The sequence below is a fragment of the Mesorhizobium sp. B264B1B genome, assembly GCF_020165765.1.
Classification (GTDB): Bacteria; Pseudomonadota; Alphaproteobacteria; order Rhizobiales; family Rhizobiaceae; genus Mesorhizobium.
On sequence record NZ_JAIUIS010000004.1, the window covers coordinates 422,498 to 439,236 of the forward strand.

Here is a 16,739-nt window from a genome sequence, read left to right on the forward strand (position 1 = left end):
CCGCCAGCTATCCCTTCACCGAGGCCATGCTGGCCGCTATGTCGCGCAGCATCGTCTCGTCGGCCGTGGAACGCGTCTTTCGCGATGCGACGAGACACGCCTGCGACCGCAGCACGACGCCGTCGGCCAACACCTTGAGATGGTTGGCGCGCAGCGTCGAGCCGGTGGTGGTGATGTCGACGATGACATCGGCAAGGCCGGCCGCCGGCGCGCCTTCGGTGGCGCCCAGGCTCTCGACGATGCGATAGACCTGGATGCCGTGCTTCTGCGAGAAGAATTGCTGGGTCAGCCGCCAGTATTTGGTGGCGATCCTGAGCCGCCTTCCGTGACGCTGGCGGAAATCGGCGGCGACATCATCGAGGTCGGCCATGGTCTCGACGTCGAGCCAGATGTCGGGCACGGCCACCACGACATCGGCATGGCCGAAGCCGAGACGGGCGACGATTTCGGCGCGCGCCTCCCAGTCGGCGAGGTTCTCGCGCACGAGGTCCTCGCCGGTGATGCCGAGATCGACGGCACCTTGCCCGATCTCGCCCGATATTTCGGAGGCGGACAGGAAAACGACCTCGACATTGTCCATGCCTTCGACGCGGGCGTGATATTTGCGCTCGTCACCGGGCAGGCTGATGGCGAGGCCGGCTTTCGCCAGCACCTCCAGCGCCTGCTCCTTCAACCGGCCCTTGGACGGGATCGCCAGCGTGATCATGGCGCGTGCTCCCGCAATGCCTCGATGCGGTCGAGCCAGACCGAGAAGCCGACGCCGGGGATCGGCGTCTTGGCGCCGAGCAGCGTCAGCAGCCGGTCGTAGCGGCCGCCGCCGGCCAGCGGCCTTTCACCATCTTGCGCCGCGATCTCGAAGACGAGGCCGGTGTAATAATCGAGCGGGCGGCCGAAGGCGGCGTCATAGCGGATCTTTTGCGCCGGCAGGCCGTTCGCCTCGACGGCCTTGGCGCGCGCCGCGAATTTTTCCAGCGCGGCCCCGAGCGATAGCCCGGCGGCACCGGCAAAACTCTCGAGCGCCTGGGCCGCGCCGTCGAGCGGCACGTCGATCGCCAGAAAGGTCTTCAGCGCCGCGAAGGCTTCGTTGGACAGCCGCACGCTGCGCAGCTCGGCCTTTTCGATCAGCCGCCGCGCGATATCGGCCGGCGCGCGTCCGGCCGAAGCCGACAGGCCGGCCTGTTCCATGCCGCCGGCTATATGCGCGGAGAGACCGTCCAGGTCACCGTCGAGCACAAGTGCCGCGACCGGGCCGGAGAGCTGGCTGTTGCGCGGCGGATTGGCGAGATCGGCAAGGGCTGCCTCCAGCATCGTCGCCGAGCCGAAGGCGCGGGCGAGCCGCATGCGCCAGCCGCGCGGCAGGCCGAGAGCCGCCAGCACCGCCTCGAAGATGGCCTGGTCGCCGAGCGTGATCGAGAGCGGCTGGCCCGGCAGCGCCAGCGACAGCAGTGCATGCGCGTCGGCCACCGAACGGGCATCGGCAGCGGCCGTGTCGCGGTCGCCGAGATCCTCGATGCCGGCCTGGAAGAACTCGTTGCCGCCTTCGCGGCGTTGGCGGAACACTTCGCCCAGATAGGAGTAGCGACGCGGCGTACCGGCCTGGCTGGCGATATGGTCGAGGCAGACGGGAATGGTGAATTCCGGCCGCAGGCAGAGCGTCTGGCCAGTCTCGCTCTCGGTCAGGAAAATGCGGCGGCGCAAATCCTCGCCCGCCATGTCGAGGAACGGATCGGCCGGCTGGAGCACGGCGACCTCCACCGCATGCGTGTCGCGGGTCGCGAAGAGGCCGGCGATGTCGGCCGCGATGGCGGGATAGCGGGAGGTCATAGAGCCCATGGGCGCGAGGCACCCCCCTCTGTCCTGCCGGACATCTCCCCCGCAAGGGGGGAGATCGGCAGCTTCGAGCGCAGCGCCTTTTCTGCCACGACGGAGATTGGCGAAAGCATACGCGACATCCAATCTCCCCCCTTGCGGGGGAGATGGCCGGCAGGCCAGAGGGGGGTGCTCAAGCGCCACCCTTCGCGCGGTCGGCTGCCTGCGCCGCCAGGATCTTCCTCACCTCTGCCACCAGCTCGCTTTCCGCCACCGTGACCTGCGCCGGGCGGGCGGCACGCCATTCGGCGTTATCGGTGATCTCGGCCGACAGGCGCGCGCCTTCGATCAGGTCCTTGATCTGCAATTCGCCCTTGGCGCGCTCGTCGCCGCCCTGGATGATCGCGACCGGACAGCCGCGACGGTCGGCATATTTGAGCTGCGCCTTCATGCCGGCGCCGCCGAGATACATTTCGGAGCGGATGCCGGCGGCACGCAGCTCGCCCACCATCTTCTGGTAGCGGCCGAGGCTTTCGGTATCCCTGTCCATCACCAGCACGACGACCGGCGCGATCACGTCGGCGCTGTCGAGCTTGCCGAGGTTCTTCAGCGCCGTCATCAGCCTGGAAACGCCGATGGAGAAGCCCGTCGCCGGCACCGGCTCGCCGCGGAAGCGCGACACCAGCCCGTCATAGCGGCCGCCGCCGCCGACCGAACCGAAGCGCACGATCTGGCCATCCTCGTTGGGAATCTCGGCCAGGAGCTCGGCCTCGAAGACCGGGCCGGTGTAATATTCGAGACCACGCACGACGGAGCGGTCCATGGCGACGCGATCTTCGCCGTATCCCGCCGCCCTGACCAGGGCCTCGATGGTCGCGAGCTCGCCAACGCCCTCCTGGTAGATGGCGTTCCCACTGACGCTGGCATCCTGGCCGGCCTGCGCATTTCGAGCGGTCGCCTGAAGAACCGCCTCGGCTTGCGCATCATCCAGCCCGGCGCCCTTGGCGAAGTCGCCCTCGCCTTCCTTGCCGCCGTCCCAGCGCCCTGGTCCCAAGAGAAGCCGCACGCCTTCCGGCCCGAGCTTGTCCAGCTTGTCGATCGCCCGCAGCACGGTCAGCCGACGACTCGTATTCCCTTCACCTCCGAGGCCGATCGCCTCGAGCACGCCGTCCAGCACCTTGCGGTTGTTGACGCGGATGACGTAGTCGCCGCGCTTGATGCCGAGCGCTTCCATCACATCGGCCATCATCATCGCCATCTCGGCGTCGGCGGCGACGCCCGGCGTGCCGATCGTGTCGGCGTCGAACTGCATGAACTGGCGGAAGCGGCCGGGACCGGGCTTCTCGTTGCGGAACACCCAGCCGGAACGGTAGCTGCGATAGGGTTTTGGCAGGCGCTCGAAATTCTCGGCGACGAAACGCGCCGTCGGCGCGGTCAGGTCGTAGCGCAGCGACAGCCACTGGTCGTCATCGTCCTGGAAGGAGAACACGCCTTCGTTCGGCCGGTCCTGGTCGGGCAGGAATTTTCCGAGCGCATCGGTGTATTCGATCAGCGGCTGGTCGGCGGGTTCGAAACCGTAGAGTTCGTAGACCGAGCGGATGGTCGCCATCATCTTCTCGACGGCGCGGATATCTTCGGCGCTGCGGTCGGCAAAACCGCGCGGCAGCCGCGCTTTCGTCTTTTCCGATTTGTCGGCCATGGATTCGCCCGGTGTTTCGTGTTGCTGAAAACTCAACAGCGTTGCGATTTTCGCAACGGGCGTGTCCTAACCGAACAGGTCCTACCGGGCAAGGCCGGCGGCAGGCGCTGTCTCCATGCATGCGAGAAGGCACGCGGGCGTTCGCCGAAACAAAAACGCGCCGAAAATGAAACAATCCCGCCATCGGCGCGGCATCGTGCCGACATAATCGAGGCCGATACAGCGCACCGCAATGGAGGGGTTCGGGACATGATGAGCGCGGTGGAATTTCACGACAACAGGGATGCGGGCGACATGCCGGCACGCCTGCGCGCCGCAGATGTCCAAGCTCCCAGCATGATCGGCCAGCCGGCCGGACCGTTCGAGGTACACGCCGATACCGGACCTTCCCTGCGCGACGCATTGGTGACCGGCCTGCTGGTGATCTATCCAACCGTCGCCACCGTGGTCGCGATCGTCGCCGGCCTGTTCCTGGGAAGTGCAAACGGCGCCTGAGGCTATTTCGGCCGTTTGAAAGCCTTCCGTTCTTTCTCGACCTCTTTGCGGCACACACACCCCTCGAGATGATCGTTGACCAGGCCCATCGCCTGCATGAAGGCGTAGACCGTGGTCGGGCCGACGAAGGTCCAGCCGCGCTTCTTCAGGTCCTTGGAAATGCGGATCGAGACCGCCGTGGTGGGATTGGCGCGCAGATGGCCGAGGTCGACGACCTGCGGCCGTTCCTCCTTGCCGGGTTCGAATTTCCAGAACCAGGCAGCGAGCGAGCCGAATTCATCGGCCATCTCGCGGGCACGCCTGGCGTTGTTGATGGTTGAGACGATCTTGCCGCGATGGCGGATGATGCCGGCATCGCCGAGCAGGCGCTCGACGTCCTTGTCGGTGAAGGCGGCGACCTTGTCGAAATCGAAGCCGGCGAAAGCGGCGCGAAAATTCTCCCGCTTGCGCAGGATGGTCAGCCAGGACAGGCCCGACTGGAAACCTTCGAGACAGATCTTCTCGAACAGCCGGCGGTCGTCCGCCACCGGGCGGCCCCATTCATGGTCATGGTAATGCAGGTAGTCGGGCAGATTGCCGTGCCAGAAGCAGCGCGCGACACCGTCGGGTCCGGCGAGAAGGCCGGTTTGTTCCTTGTCCATGGCGAGAATTCCATTCGTTAACGCGCTGGTTGCGCTGCTTTACCTTGGCTTTACCAGATTCCTGAACGCGGCGGTAACCACACCAAAAGGTTTACCGACAGTTCCGCATTTTACACATTCCGATTCATGTTTCGGTTGCTGTTCCCGCGCCAATGATCGCTGAACCGGGAGGTCGTTTCCACCCGGTTTGTCAGACGATCAAGGTGCTTTCCCGATGAAGAGAGTTTTGTTTTCCGTGCTCGGCGCCGTGGCTGCGTTTGCCGCAGGCGTCACACCTTCCACGGCCGGAGACCGCTATGCCGACAGACCGCCGGTGATGGTGAGCCCCGACCTTTCCGCCCCCTGGGTGCTGCAGCTTGGCCAAGCGCCGGGGATCGTGCGGCAGAACCGGCAGGTCGCGCAGCAGCCGCGCCCGCGTTATGCGCAGCCCGACCGCGTGCAAACGGCGGCCGTGCAGGCCCCGGCCAAGCGCATGGTCGCGCGCCCGCAGATCAATCCGATCTACCTGCCGCAGGAAGTCGCCTATGACGGCTCCCAGAAGCCGGGCACCATCGTCATCGATACGACCCAGAACTTCCTCTATCTGGTCGAAAAGAACGGCAAGGCGCGGCGCTATGGCGTCGGCACCGGCAAGCCGGGCTTCGAATGGTCGGGCACGCACAAGATCACCAACAAGCGGGTCTGGCCGGACTGGCGCCCGCCGGCCGCGATGATCAAGCGCGAGGCCGCCAAGGGGCGTTACCTGCCAACCTACCTGGCCGGGGGCATGGAGAACCCGCTCGGCGCGCGCGCGCTCTATCTCGGTAGTACGGAATATCGCATCCACGGCACCAACCAGCCCTGGACGATCGGCGGCGCCGTGTCGTCGGGCTGCATCCGCATGCGCAACGAGGATGTCGTCGACCTTTATGAACGGGTCGATGTCGGAACCACTGTCGAGGTGATATAATAGTTGCTGCGAATCACCCGATCCGGAAGCGCAGCGCTTCCCGGGATCGGAAGGAATAACGGGGGACGGGCCGTATGGGGATGCGGCCGGTCAGAAAGGGCGGCACGGGAAACGTGCTGCCCTTTCCGTTTCGGACGAAGCACTGCCGCGCCCGCACGTCGCGCAAAAGGCATGACGGTTCGCATTCGTGCTGCCATTGCCGCTGTTCTTTTGCTATGGCAAGGCAACGCTCAGGTCAGAAGAGTCCGATCATGTCACTGTCCGACGACAGCCGCTATCTCAAGGGCGGCCCGGTTGCCCGGCGCATCATCGCCGCCGTGCGCGAGGATGCGGCGATCGCAAGGGCCGAAGGGTTCCCGCCCAAACTGGTGTCGATCACCGTCGGCGATACGGCGGCGGTGGATGTCTATGTACGCAACCAGCGCGCCAAGGCGGAACTGGCGGGCATCGATTTCGAAGAACGGCGCTTTCCCGCCACCATTACCGCGGGCGAACTGGAAGCGGCGATCCACGGCCTGAACGCCGATCCGCGCGTTACCGGCATCATCATCCAGCGGCCGGTGCCGGCACATATCCCGATCAGGACGTTGCAGGCGGCGGTGCATCCGCTGAAGGACGTCGAAGGCATGCATCCGGCCTCGATCGGCAACATCGTCTACAACCAGCTCGATCTGGCGCCCTGCACGGCGGCCGCCTCAGTCGAGCTGCTCAAGGAAACCGGCCTCGACCTCAAGGGCCTGGAAGTGGTGATCGTCGGCCACTCCGAGATCGTCGGCAAGCCGATCGCCTTCCTCTTGATGAGCGAAGGCGCGACGGTCACGGTCTGCCACCACATGACGCGCTCGGTCGCCGCGCACGCGCGCCGCGCCGATGCGCTGTTCGTCGCCGTCGGCAAGCCGCGCCTGATCAAGGCCGACATGGTAAAGCCGGGTGCGGCCGTCATCGACATCGGCATCAATTCCGAGACGCTGCCGGACGGTTCCACCCGTATCGTCGGCGACGTCGACACCGACAGCGTGAAGGACGTGGCCTCCTGGATCACTCCGGTGCCGGGCGGCGTCGGTCCGATCACCGTTGCGATCCTGCTGCGCAACACGATGGTGGCGCTCAGCCGCCAGCGCGCGCTCTACGAGGCGACCTACGGCACGATCGACAGGCTGGCGGCCGAATAACGCCGGGGCGGCCCCTACTCAGCGGCGATCAGGCCGGGTTCCGCGACACCTTCCGGCTTCGGCCCGCCATAGGCCCAGTCGAGCAGCTTGATCGTATGCACCACCGGCAGCTTCGCGGCAGACGCGATCTGCGTTATGCAGCCGATATTGCCGGTGGCGACGACCGAAGCGCCGGTAGCCTCGATGTTTTTCACCTTGCGGTCGCGCAGCCCGGCCGAAATATCCGGCTGCAAGATGTTGTAGGTGCCGGCCGAACCGCAGCACAAATGCCCTTCGCGCGGCTCGCGCACGATGAAACCGGCTTTGGCCAGCAATTCCCTAGGCTGGCGGGTGATCTTCTGGCCGTGCTGCATCGAGCAGGCCGAATGATAGGCGACGACCGTGCCCGGCTTGCGCACCGGTTCGGGCAGGTCGATGGCGGTCAGGTATTCGGTAATGTCCTTGGCCAGCGCGGAGACACGTGCAGCCTTTTCGGCGTAGGCCGGATCGAGCCGCAGCATGAAACCGTAATCCTTGATGGTGGTGCCGCAGCCCGACGCCGTGATGATGATGGCATCGATCCCGCCTTGTTCGATGGCGTGGGTCCAGGCATCGACATTTTGCCTTGCCGAAGCAAGGGCGGCTTGCTCGCGGCCCATGTGATGGACGAGCGCGCCGCAACAGCCCTCGCCCGGCGGCACCACGACCTCGACGCCAAGCCGCGTCAGCAGTGAAATGGTCGTGTCGTTGATGGCGGGATCGAGCACCGATTGCGCGCAACCGGTGAGGATGGCGACGCGGCCCCTCTTCGCCCCCTGCCCAGTATGGGTGCCCGGCGAAGCCATCGGCGATGCTCCCGGGATCGATGCCGGCGCGAGCTTGAGCATGGCACTGACTGGCTTCAGCGCCGGGACTTTTTCGAACAGGCCAATGAACGGCTTGCCCAGTTTGGCCAATTTGAGCGCGGCGCGAAAACGCTGGGGATAGGGCAGGACGAGGGCCAGCATGGCGCGGGTCAGGCGATCGAGCAGCGGCCGCCTATAGGTCTGCTGGATATGGGCGCGGGCATGGTCGACCAGATGCATGTAGTTGACGCCAGACGGGCAGGTGGTCATGCAGGCGAGGCAGGACAGGCAGCGATCGATATGGGTGACGATCTCCTTGTCGGCGGGGCGACCGTTTTCCAGCATATCCTTGATCAGGTAGATGCGCCCGCGCGGTGAATCGAGTTCGTTGCCCAGCGTCACATAGGTCGGGCAGGTAGCGGTGCAGAAACCGCAATGCACGCATTTGCGCAGAATCTTTTCCGACTCGGCAACATGCGGGTCGGCAAGCTGTGCGGGCGAGAAATTGGTCTGCATCTCTTGATGTCCTAGGCCATGCGGCCGGGATTGAGGATGTTCTTGGGGTCGAATTCGTGCTTCAGCCGCTGGCTGAGCGCTGCCAGTGAGGGAGCCTGCGGCTCGAACACCGGCAGGGCGGCGCGGTGCGAAGGAGCCGCGCGCACCAATGTCGCATGGCCGCCGCCATGTTTTCTCAGAAGTCCGCGCAGCAGCGTCGCTTCCGGGTCACCCTCCTCCATGCGCAGCCACACCAGTCCGCCCTGCCAATCATAGAAGGCGCTGACGGCAGCCTGCATGCGCAGCGTGAAAACCATCTGGTGCGCCTGGGCAGGCGCCATCGATACGCGCCAGACCGGTTTGTCGCTGTTGTCCGCGAAAGGCCTGCAATCGCGCACGTCACGCCACAGGGCAGCCGACGCTTCGCTGGAAATCTCTTCGAGTGGTCCGGCATTTCCGAGCAACGTCTTCAGCGCGGCGATGCGATAGACGACGGAGGGGCCAAAACCTTCCACCCGCAGCAGCGTGGCTGCATCATTGCCGAGCACGCCTGCGGCAACCCGTGCGGCAATCCGCTCCGGCAGGTGCGCGGCGCTCGATACTTCCGCGCTGGAGCCGAGCGCCAGCGCCATCGCCGCGGCGGCCGCATCGTCGAGCAGGCCGCGGACGGCGAGCGTGACCTCGGTCTCGGCCGATGGCAGCACCTTGAAGGTGACGTCGGTGAACACCGCCAGCGTGCCCCAGCTGTTGGCCATCAGCTTGGACAAATCGTACCCGGTGACGTTCTTGACCACGCGGCCGCCGGATTTGAATGCCTCGCCGCGGCCGGACACCACGTTGATGCCCAGGATATGGTCGCGCGCCGCCCCCGCCTTCAGCCGGCGCGGGCCGGAGAGGTTCGCTGCAAGCGCACCACCAAGCGTGCCCTTGCCCGGCTCGCCGCCGAGCAGCGGGCCGTAATCCATCGGCTCGAAAGCGAGTTGCTGGCCGTTTTGCGCCAGCAGCGTCTCGATTTCGGCCAGCGGCGCGCCGGCCTTTGCCGACAGCACCAGTTCGGCTGGTTCATAGAGCGTGACCCCGGCGAGCCTCGACAGGTCGAGCGTGTGCTCGGTCTGCAGCGGACGGCCGATGCCGCGCTTGGAGCCATGGCCGAGGATTTCGAGTGGCGAGCCTTCCGCCGCCGCCCAGGCGACGGTGGAGAGGACTTCGGAATGGGTGGTGGGAGTGAAGGTGGTCATGGCGCCGATGCGCCATATGCAAATGCGGAAAAGCCGCGTTCCTTCGCGCCCCCCTCTGTCCTGCCGGACATCTCCCCCTCAAGGGGGGAGATTGGATGCCGCGCCGGGTTTCGCCAATCTCCAGCGTTGGCGGAAGGGCGAAGCGACGAAGCTGCCAATCTCCCCCCGTGAGGGAGAGATGTCCGGCAGGACAGAGGGGGGCGTTCAGGCGCTGACATAACACTCAAAACCTCGGAATGTCCGGAAACGCTAACTCTCCGCGATGCACATGCATGCGCCCCAGCTCCGCGCAGCGGCGCAGTTGCGGGAACACCTTTCCCGGGTTGAGCAGATGATTGGGATCGAAGGCGCATTTGACCCGCATCTGCTGGTCGAGGTCGATCTGGTTGAACATTTCCGGCATCAGGTCGCGTTTCTCGACGCCCACCCCATGCTCGCCGGTCAAGACGCCGCCGACCTTGACGCACAGCCGCAATATGTCGGCGCCGAAACTCTCGGCCTTGTCGAGTTCGCCCGGCACGTTGGCATCATAGAGGATCAGCGGATGCAAATTGCCGTCGCCGGCATGGAAGACATTGGCGACGCCGAGCCCGTATTTTTCGGAGAGCTCGCGCATGCCGGCCAGCACGCGCGGCAGTTCCTTGCGCGGGATGGTGCCGTCCATGCAATAATAGTCGGGCGAGATACGGCCGACCGCGGGGAAGGCAGCCTTGCGCCCTGCCCAGAAGCTCAATCGCTCCTGCTCCGACTGCGAAATGCGGCAGGTGGTCGAACCGTTGCGGATGGCGATCGCCTCGACCGCGGTGATGAGATGATCGACCTCGACGCTGGGCCCATCGAGCTCGACGATCAGCAGAGCCTCGACATCCAGGGGATATCCGGCATGGACGAAATCCTCCGCCGCATGAATCGCCGGACGGTCCATCATCTCCATGCCACCGGGAATGATGCCGGCGCCGATAATGTCGGCGACGCATTGGCCACCCTGCTCGCTGGTCGGGAAGCCGATCAGCAGCGCACGTGCCGTCTCCGGCCTCTTCAAAATGCGCACGATGACTTCGGTGACGACGCCCAGCAGGCCTTCGGAGCCGGTCATGACGCCGAGCAGGTCGTAGCCTTCCGCGTCCAGATGCCTGCCGCCGAGCCGCACCACCTCGCCGCTCATCAGCACCATCTCGATGCCGAGCACATTGTTGGCGGTCAGGCCGTATTTGAGGCAGTGCACGCCGCCGGAATTTTCGGCGACATTGCCGCCGATCGAGCAGGCGATCTGGGAAGATGGGTCGGGGGCGTAGTAAAAACCCTCCTGCTCGACGGCGGTGGTGATGCCGAGATTGGTGACGCCCGGCTGGGCGACGACGATGCGATTGGGGAAATCGATCTCGATAATGCGGTTGAAGCGGCTCATGACCAGGAGCACCGCGTCCTCCAGCGGCAGCGCGCCGCCCGACAGCGAGGTGCCGGAGCCGCGCGGCACGACGCGGATGTTGCGGTCATTGCAGTATTTCAGCACGCGCGAAACCTGTGCCACCGTTTCGGGAAGCACCACGACCAATGGCAATTGCCGGTAGGCGGTCAGGCCATCGCTCTCGAAGGCGCGCATTTCGTTGGCCGCGTCGACCACACCCTCGCCCGGCACGATAATGCGCATGTCGGCGACGATCTCGCCGCGCCGGCGCATCGTGGCGTCGTCTGGCTTGGGCATGGCAAGGCCGGACATCGGCAGCCTCATCTCGCGTGACTGGTCAAAATCTTTTACCAGTGAAGGGCGTCGGTTGCAAACCCCGCTTTGACCGAGAGCGGACACGGACGCAACGGACGCCTTCCGTAGCGGCAATCTGCCGCTGGCGCGCTTTACCCTGTGGGAAGTAAAGGCGCGCCTACTCGCCCGGATGTTTCGTCGGCTCGGAATGCATGCGCCGCACCCGCCGCACGCCCCACCAGACCAGCAGGATGGCGAGCGGCACGCACGCCGCCGTGACCACTTCGGGCGCGAAGGCATGGCCGAAGATCGAGGCGCCCTTGGCGACATAGCCGACGAGGCCGACGACATAGTAGGAAACGGCCGCGACCGACAGGCCTTCGACGGTCTGCTGCAGGCGCAGTTGCAACCGGGCGCGATTGTTCATCGAGGCGAGCAGGTCGCGGTTCTGCTTCTCGACCTCGACATCGACCCAGGTGCGCAGCAGCGTGGTGGCGCGCGTCAGCTTGCGCGACAGGTTGGCCTGACGCTCCTCGACCGAACGGCAGGTGCGCATGGCAGGCGCCATGCGCCGCCGCAGGAACCCCGCCCAGGTGTCATATCCCTGTACGGCTTCTTCCTCGAGCGCTTCCAGCCTTTCGCCGACGATACCGTCATAGGCACGGCTGGCGCCGAAGCGGTAGAGGCTCGACGCCGCGTCGGCTTCCAACTCAGCCGCGAGTTCGGTCAGGTCGGCAAGCAATTTCTGGCTGTCGCGGGTCTCGGCGAGTTTCATCTCCAGCGTGATCTGGGCCAGCCTGTCCTCGATACGGCGGGCGCGGCCGGACAAGGCCAGCGCCAGCGGCAGGCCGAGCATGGCCAGCGTGCGATAGGTCTCGATGTCGATCAGCCGCTGCGACAAGGCGCCAGTGCTGGCCGGCGTCAGGGCGCGGTCAAGGATCAGCATACGGGTCAAGCCGTCGCCATCCTGGCGGAAATCGGTGACGATTGCAGCATTGCCGCGTTCGACCAGCGAATAGCAGAGGCTGGTCGGATCGAAGCCGGCGATCGACCGCTCGCCCGCCTGCGTCCATTTGCGGATCTCGAGCCGGATGCCTGAAATAACGGTTCCGGGTGGAGAAAATCCGTTGCCGAACGGCGAATCCTCCTGGCCCTTGCCGCCTTCGGCAAGCGGCCCTTCCCACAGATAGGTGGAGAATTCGGTATGCCGCTCCCAGCGCAACGAGCCCTGGCCCCATCTCATGGCGTGATGGCGGGCCTGACGGTCGGGCGCGGCTATGCCGAGCCGGCGCGACAGCTCGGAAAGCACCGAATGATCGACGCCGGCGCCACCCTCGGTCATGAAGGCGAGCTGGATCAGCACACGCGGCTTCTCGATCAGCGGGTGCGGACGGGCATGGACTTCGCCCAGCGCGCCGGGCCGTCCCTCATGCGCCGGAAATCCGAGCACGCTGCCCTTGGCGCGCGGCTGAAATTCGAGATTGGACGGGTCGTGCGACACGGCTTGTTCCCCGGGTTTCTTTGAACCCTCTTGCAGTTGCGTCCTCTAGAGCCAATAGGCTCCTGACGCAAACAGCAAAGTTTAGCCGAAGAGGATAGGGGCGCGAGCGGGGAAGCCGACACGCTTCGACCAATTGGATAAATAATTTGACCAGTTGGCGACGCTGGCTTTATCTTGCGCGACACCGGTTCAACACTCCCAGGCATGCCGTTGAGCGACATTTTTTCCAGGATCGAGCACTCGCGAACCGCCGACGAGGTGGTGCAGCAGATCGAAAGCCTCGTCCTCGAAGGCGTGCTGCGCACCGGCGACCGGCTGCCTGGCGAGCGCGAGCTGGCACGCCAGTTCGATGTGTCCCGGCCGATCCTGCGCGACGCGCTGAAGGCGCTCGAGGGACGCGGCCTTTTGACGACGCGGCCGGGCGGCGGCACATATGTAGCCGACATCATCGGCCAGCTGTTCACCAAGCCGGTGGCGGACCTGATCTCGACGCATCGCAAGGCGGTGGCCGATTACCTGGAATATCGCCGCGAGGTGGAGGGGATCGCCGCCGAATATGCGGCGCGGCGCGCCACGCCGGAGGACCTGGCCCTGCTCGACCGCATCATGGCACGCATGGACGAAGCGCACCGCACCGGGGATTTCGACGACGAAGCCGAGATCGACGTCGAATTCCATCATGCGATCTGCGAATGCGCGCACAACATCCTGCTCCTGCATACGCTGCGCTCCTGCTACAGGCTGCTGTCGGAAGGCGTGTTCCAGAACCGGTTGCTGGTGTTCACGGTGCCCGGCGCGCGCGATGCGCTGCTGGCCCAGCACCGGGCGATCCACATCGCGGTCAAGGCCGGCGACCCGGCCGGCGCGCGGCAGGCGGCGATGGACCACATGATCTATGTCGAGCGGTCGATGGCGCAAGCCGAGCGCAGCGGCGACTGGCAGCGCGTATCGCGGCTCAGGCTCAGGCAACGCTCTGAAGCCGGCGATGCCGAACCGGCGCGCAAACGCTCCTGAACGATATCGATCAAGCGGGGACACGATGAGCGACATTCTCACCATTGCCGACCTCAAGGACCTGGCGCGACGGCGCGTGCCCAGGATGTTCTTCGAGTATGCCGATTCCGGCGCATGGACCGAGAGCACCTACCGGGCCAACGAGGAGGACTTCCAGAAGATCAAGTTCCGCCAGCGCGTGCTGGTCGACATGAGCAACCGCTCACTGGAATCGACCATGATCGGCGAGAAGGTGGCCATGCCGGTGGCGCTGGCCCCAACCGGCCTGACCGGCATGCAGCATGCCGACGGCGAGATGCTGGCGGCGCAGGCGGCCGAGGAATTCGGCGTGCCGTTCACGCTGTCGACGATGAGCATCTGCTCGATCGAGGATGTCGCGTCGGTGACGAAGAAGCCGTTCTGGTTCCAGCTTTACGTGCTGCGCGATAAGGACTTCGTGCTCGACCTGATCGACCGGGCAAAAGCGGCGAAATGCTCGGCGTTGGTGCTGACGCTCGACCTGCAGATCCTCGGCCAACGGCACAAGGATGTCCGCAACGGACTTTCGGCGCCGCCCAAGATGACGCTGGCCAACATCGCCAACATCGCGGTCCGTCCGCGCTGGTGGATGGGCATGGCCGGCACGAAGCGCCGCACGTTCCGCAACATCGTCGGCCACGCCAAGGGCGTCGGCGACGTGGCTTCGCTGGTGTCATGGACGACGGAGCAGTTCGACCCGCATCTGTCGTGGAAGGATGTCGCCTGGATCAAGGAACGCTGGGGCGGCAAGCTGATCCTGAAAGGCATTCTCGACAAGGAAGACGCGTTGATGGCCGCTGAAACGGGCGCCGATGCGATCGTGGTTTCCAACCATGGCGGGCGTCAGTTGGACGGCGCATCCTCGTCGATCATGGCGCTGGAGGAAATCGCGGACGCGGTCGGCGACAGGATCGAGGTGCACATGGATGGCGGCATCCGCTCCGGCCAGGACGTGCTGAAGGCACTGTGCCTCGGCGCCAGGGGCACCTATATCGGCCGGCCGTTCCTCTACGGCCTGGGCGCGCTCGGCAAGGAAGGCGTTACCAAGGCGCTGGAAATCATACGTAAGGAAATGGACATCACACTGGCGCTGTGCGGAAAACGTCTGGTGACCGACATGGGCAAGGACCAGATCCGGCGCTAGCCAGGTCGGCGACGGCCTGATCACGGAGACAGCGATACGTTGGCAGAACCCGACATTCATTTCCTGGACGCGCGCGGACCGGACGGCATGCGGCTCTACGCAATCGGCGATGTCCATGGCCGGCTCGATTTGCTGGCCGCCATGCATCAGCGAATCGAGAGCGAGCTCGAATGGAAGCCGGCTCGCGACTGGCGCGTCATCCACCTCGGCGACTATGTCGACCGTGGGCCGGACTCCAAGGACGTCGTCGATTTCCTGATCGAGGCGCGCAAACGCGATCCGCGAAACCTGATGCTTGCCGGCAATCACGATCTCGGCTTTCTCGATTTTCTCGATACCCCTGACCCGGACGGGCTTTTCATGCGCTATGGCGGGGTCCAGACGGCGCTATCCTACGGTGTGCCCCTCGCGGCCGACGCCGGCTGGTTCGGCAGGATGGAGACGATGAGACGGGGGCATCAGGCTCTGCTCGAAGCCGTACCGCAACACCATATCGACTTCCTGCGCTCGCTACCCTTCTCAATCAGCTTCGGCGACTTCTTCTTCTGCCATGCCGGCATCAGGCCAGGCGTTGCCCTGGAGAACCAGAATCCGCAGGATCTGATCTGGATCCGCGACGTTTTCCACGATCACGCCGGCCTTTTCCCGAAGATCGTGGTGCACGGCCACACGCCCGTTCCCGAGGCGGAAGTCATGGCCAACCGCGTCAATGTCGATACGCTCGCCTGGCAATCAGGCATGCTGAGCGCGCTCGTTGTCGAGGACGCCGACAAACGCATTCTGACAATGACAATAAGGGAAGCTTGAGTGGCGCGCGCCGCGGAAACGACGCGAACGGTCCGGCTATTCAGCGCAGCGAAGCGGTGACGCCGTAGCCGTCGACGGCGTTGTGGTTGTTGGCGGCATCGGCCGCATAGATGCCGAGACCGCAAATCACGATGGCGGACATCATGGCAAAGGACAGAAGCGCTGCTTTCACGGACGTCATCTCTTGTTGAGCTTCCTGCATCTGTGCACGAGGCGGTTACCAATGCGTTGAAACCGAAAATACGTCTCAAAGTTTCGACGATTTCGCGCTTCTAGGCACGTTCTGTATCGGCGGTGTGTCGCACGGGCCACACAAAGGTCCGTCGCGGTTGCACCGGTGATGCAGAGCGCGCGCCTTCTAGGATGGCGGGCGTACACAAGCCAAGGACGAAACCGGTTTTCCCCAGGCGGATTCACCGCCGCGTGCCAATTATGCCACGCCCTGGTCCGCAGAGATGATGCTCAGATCGTCGCCACCCATGCGCGGGCGATGGCAAGGCCGGCAGCATCGGCATCCGGTCCGTTACGGGCCATTTCGCCCTCGAGCTTGCCGGCCCAGTCGGGGTGGCGCGCTGCAATGATCGGCGCGAAAGAGGTGCTCCAGTCCTTCACCAGCGGCCGATCGGCCTCGAAATGGAACTGGAAGCCGTAGACGGCGCGGCCGACGCGGAACGCCTGGTTCTCGGCGACATCATTGCCGGCGAGCCGCACGGCGTCTTCAGGCAGCACGAAGGTGTCGTCGTGCCACTGGAAGATCGGGAACTTTTCCGGAAGCTCGGCCAGCACCGGATCGGCCTTGGCGTCCGGCGTCAGCGACACGCCGCGCCAGCCGAATTCGTTGGCGCCGCCGATGCGGTTCTCGCCGCCGAAGGCGCGGGCAACCAGCTGGCTGCCGAGGCAGATGCCGAGCACCGCGCGGTCCTGGCCGGCGAAATCGCTGATAAGTTCGAGCAGCGCCGGAAAATAGGGATATTCATCGTCGGCCAGCGCGTTCTGGCCGCCGCCGAGCACCACCATGGCGTCGTGGCCGTTCGCATCATCCGGCAGCGGATCGCCCTTGTAAGGAAGGCGGATGTCGAGATCGGCACCGGCTTCCGCAAGTGCCGCGCCGACCTGGCCGAGGCCGGTGTTGTCGTAGTTCTGGACCACCAGCACCCGCATCGCAAAACCCTGCTGACGTGAAAACGATGCGACGAGCGATATCATGGCGCCGGCATTTCAGCCAAGATGC

Annotated in this window: 16 protein-coding genes; 6 read left to right on the forward strand and 10 right to left on the reverse strand. The window is 65.1% G+C overall.

Annotation, left to right across the window (positions count from 1 at the left end; genetic code table 11):
• Nucleotides 1-7 precede the first annotated feature (7 nt).
• The 3 genes from hisG to hisS form a co-directional block, all read right to left on the reverse strand.
• Entirely contained in the window at nucleotides 8-706 is a 699-nt protein-coding gene (gene hisG, locus LB547_RS11235; RefSeq protein ID WP_140763359.1) for an ATP phosphoribosyltransferase, read from the reverse strand.
• Nucleotides 703-1,824 (reverse strand): ATP phosphoribosyltransferase regulatory subunit, encoded by a 1,122-nt coding sequence (locus tag LB547_RS11240; RefSeq protein ID WP_140566465.1) that lies wholly within the window; start codon nucleotides 1,822-1,824, stop codon nucleotides 703-705. Before LB547_RS11240 ends, hisG begins: the two co-directional genes overlap by 4 nt.
• Before the next feature lie 178 nt (nucleotides 1,825-2,002).
• Nucleotides 2,003-3,508 (reverse strand): histidine--tRNA ligase, encoded by a 1,506-nt coding sequence (gene hisS / locus LB547_RS11245; protein ID WP_140763362.1) that lies wholly within the window; start codon nucleotides 3,506-3,508, stop codon nucleotides 2,003-2,005.
• Nucleotides 3,509-3,757: 249 nt separating this feature from the next.
• Here hisS and LB547_RS11250 point away from each other — a divergent pair, with 249 nt between their 5' ends.
• Complete coding sequence (locus LB547_RS11250; RefSeq protein ID WP_140566655.1) at nucleotides 3,758-4,003, forward strand: hypothetical protein; 246 nt, start codon at nucleotides 3,758-3,760, stop codon at nucleotides 4,001-4,003.
• 2 nt (nucleotides 4,004-4,005) lie between these two features.
• Here LB547_RS11250 and LB547_RS11255 read toward each other — a convergent pair whose 3' ends face one another.
• A complete protein-coding gene (locus tag LB547_RS11255; RefSeq protein ID WP_140515039.1) occupies nucleotides 4,006-4,644 on the reverse strand; it encodes a DNA-3-methyladenine glycosylase I in 639 nt (212 codons plus the stop codon).
• A 214-nt stretch (nucleotides 4,645-4,858) separates the two neighbouring features.
• Between LB547_RS11255 and LB547_RS11260 the strand changes: the two genes are divergently transcribed.
• Together LB547_RS11260 and LB547_RS11265 are read left to right on the forward strand one after the other, a co-directional pair.
• Nucleotides 4,859-5,593: a L,D-transpeptidase gene (locus LB547_RS11260; protein ID WP_140498365.1), complete on the forward strand. Its 735-nt coding sequence runs from the start codon at nucleotides 4,859-4,861 to the stop codon at nucleotides 5,591-5,593.
• Between the two features lie 251 nt (nucleotides 5,594-5,844).
• Complete coding sequence (locus tag LB547_RS11265) at nucleotides 5,845-6,765, forward strand: bifunctional 5,10-methylenetetrahydrofolate dehydrogenase/5,10-methenyltetrahydrofolate cyclohydrolase (RefSeq protein ID WP_140552409.1); 921 nt, start codon at nucleotides 5,845-5,847, stop codon at nucleotides 6,763-6,765.
• 14 nt (nucleotides 6,766-6,779) lie between these two features.
• On the opposite strand, the gene glcF is transcribed toward LB547_RS11265, so the two are convergent.
• The 4 genes from glcF to LB547_RS11285 form a co-directional block, all read right to left on the reverse strand.
• Nucleotides 6,780-8,105, reverse strand: coding sequence for a glycolate oxidase subunit GlcF (gene glcF, locus LB547_RS11270; RefSeq protein ID WP_140763364.1), 1,326 nt, complete (start codon nucleotides 8,103-8,105; stop codon nucleotides 6,780-6,782).
• 11 nt (nucleotides 8,106-8,116) lie between these two features.
• Nucleotides 8,117-9,322: a glycolate oxidase subunit GlcE gene (gene glcE, locus LB547_RS11275; RefSeq protein WP_140763366.1), complete on the reverse strand. Its 1,206-nt coding sequence runs from the start codon at nucleotides 9,320-9,322 to the stop codon at nucleotides 8,117-8,119.
• Nucleotides 9,323-9,545: 223 nt separating this feature from the next.
• Complete coding sequence (locus LB547_RS11280; protein ID WP_140685120.1) at nucleotides 9,546-11,042, reverse strand: FAD-linked oxidase C-terminal domain-containing protein; 1,497 nt, start codon at nucleotides 11,040-11,042, stop codon at nucleotides 9,546-9,548.
• Nucleotides 11,043-11,202: 160 nt separating this feature from the next.
• The gene (locus LB547_RS11285; RefSeq protein WP_140566453.1) at nucleotides 11,203-12,525 is read right to left on the reverse strand and encodes a DUF3422 family protein; all 1,323 of its coding nucleotides are present in this window, start codon (nucleotides 12,523-12,525) and stop codon (nucleotides 11,203-11,205) included.
• A 210-nt stretch (nucleotides 12,526-12,735) separates the two neighbouring features.
• On the opposite strand from LB547_RS11285, the gene LB547_RS11290 reads away from it, so the two are divergent.
• From LB547_RS11290 to LB547_RS11300, 3 genes are read left to right on the forward strand one after another with little or no spacing between them, the layout of a single operon-like run.
• Nucleotides 12,736-13,539 carry a FadR/GntR family transcriptional regulator gene (locus LB547_RS11290; RefSeq protein ID WP_140515030.1) on the forward strand — a complete coding sequence of 268 codons (804 nt, stop codon included), beginning with the start codon at nucleotides 12,736-12,738 and terminating at the stop codon, nucleotides 13,537-13,539.
• Nucleotides 13,540-13,564: 25 nt separating this feature from the next.
• On the forward strand, nucleotides 13,565-14,701 hold the full coding sequence (locus LB547_RS11295) for an alpha-hydroxy acid oxidase (RefSeq protein ID WP_140763368.1): 1,137 nt from the start codon (nucleotides 13,565-13,567) through the stop codon (nucleotides 14,699-14,701).
• 39 nt (nucleotides 14,702-14,740) lie between these two features.
• Complete coding sequence (locus LB547_RS11300) at nucleotides 14,741-15,508, forward strand: metallophosphoesterase family protein (protein WP_140498373.1); 768 nt, start codon at nucleotides 14,741-14,743, stop codon at nucleotides 15,506-15,508.
• Between the two features lie 40 nt (nucleotides 15,509-15,548).
• On the opposite strand, the gene LB547_RS11305 is transcribed toward LB547_RS11300, so the two are convergent.
• Complete coding sequence (locus tag LB547_RS11305; protein ID WP_181165325.1) at nucleotides 15,549-15,689, reverse strand: hypothetical protein; 141 nt, start codon at nucleotides 15,687-15,689, stop codon at nucleotides 15,549-15,551.
• 281 nt (nucleotides 15,690-15,970) lie between these two features.
• A complete protein-coding gene (locus tag LB547_RS11310; RefSeq protein ID WP_140624050.1) occupies nucleotides 15,971-16,669 on the reverse strand; it encodes a type 1 glutamine amidotransferase in 699 nt (232 codons plus the stop codon).
• Nucleotides 16,670-16,739 lie beyond the last annotated feature (70 nt).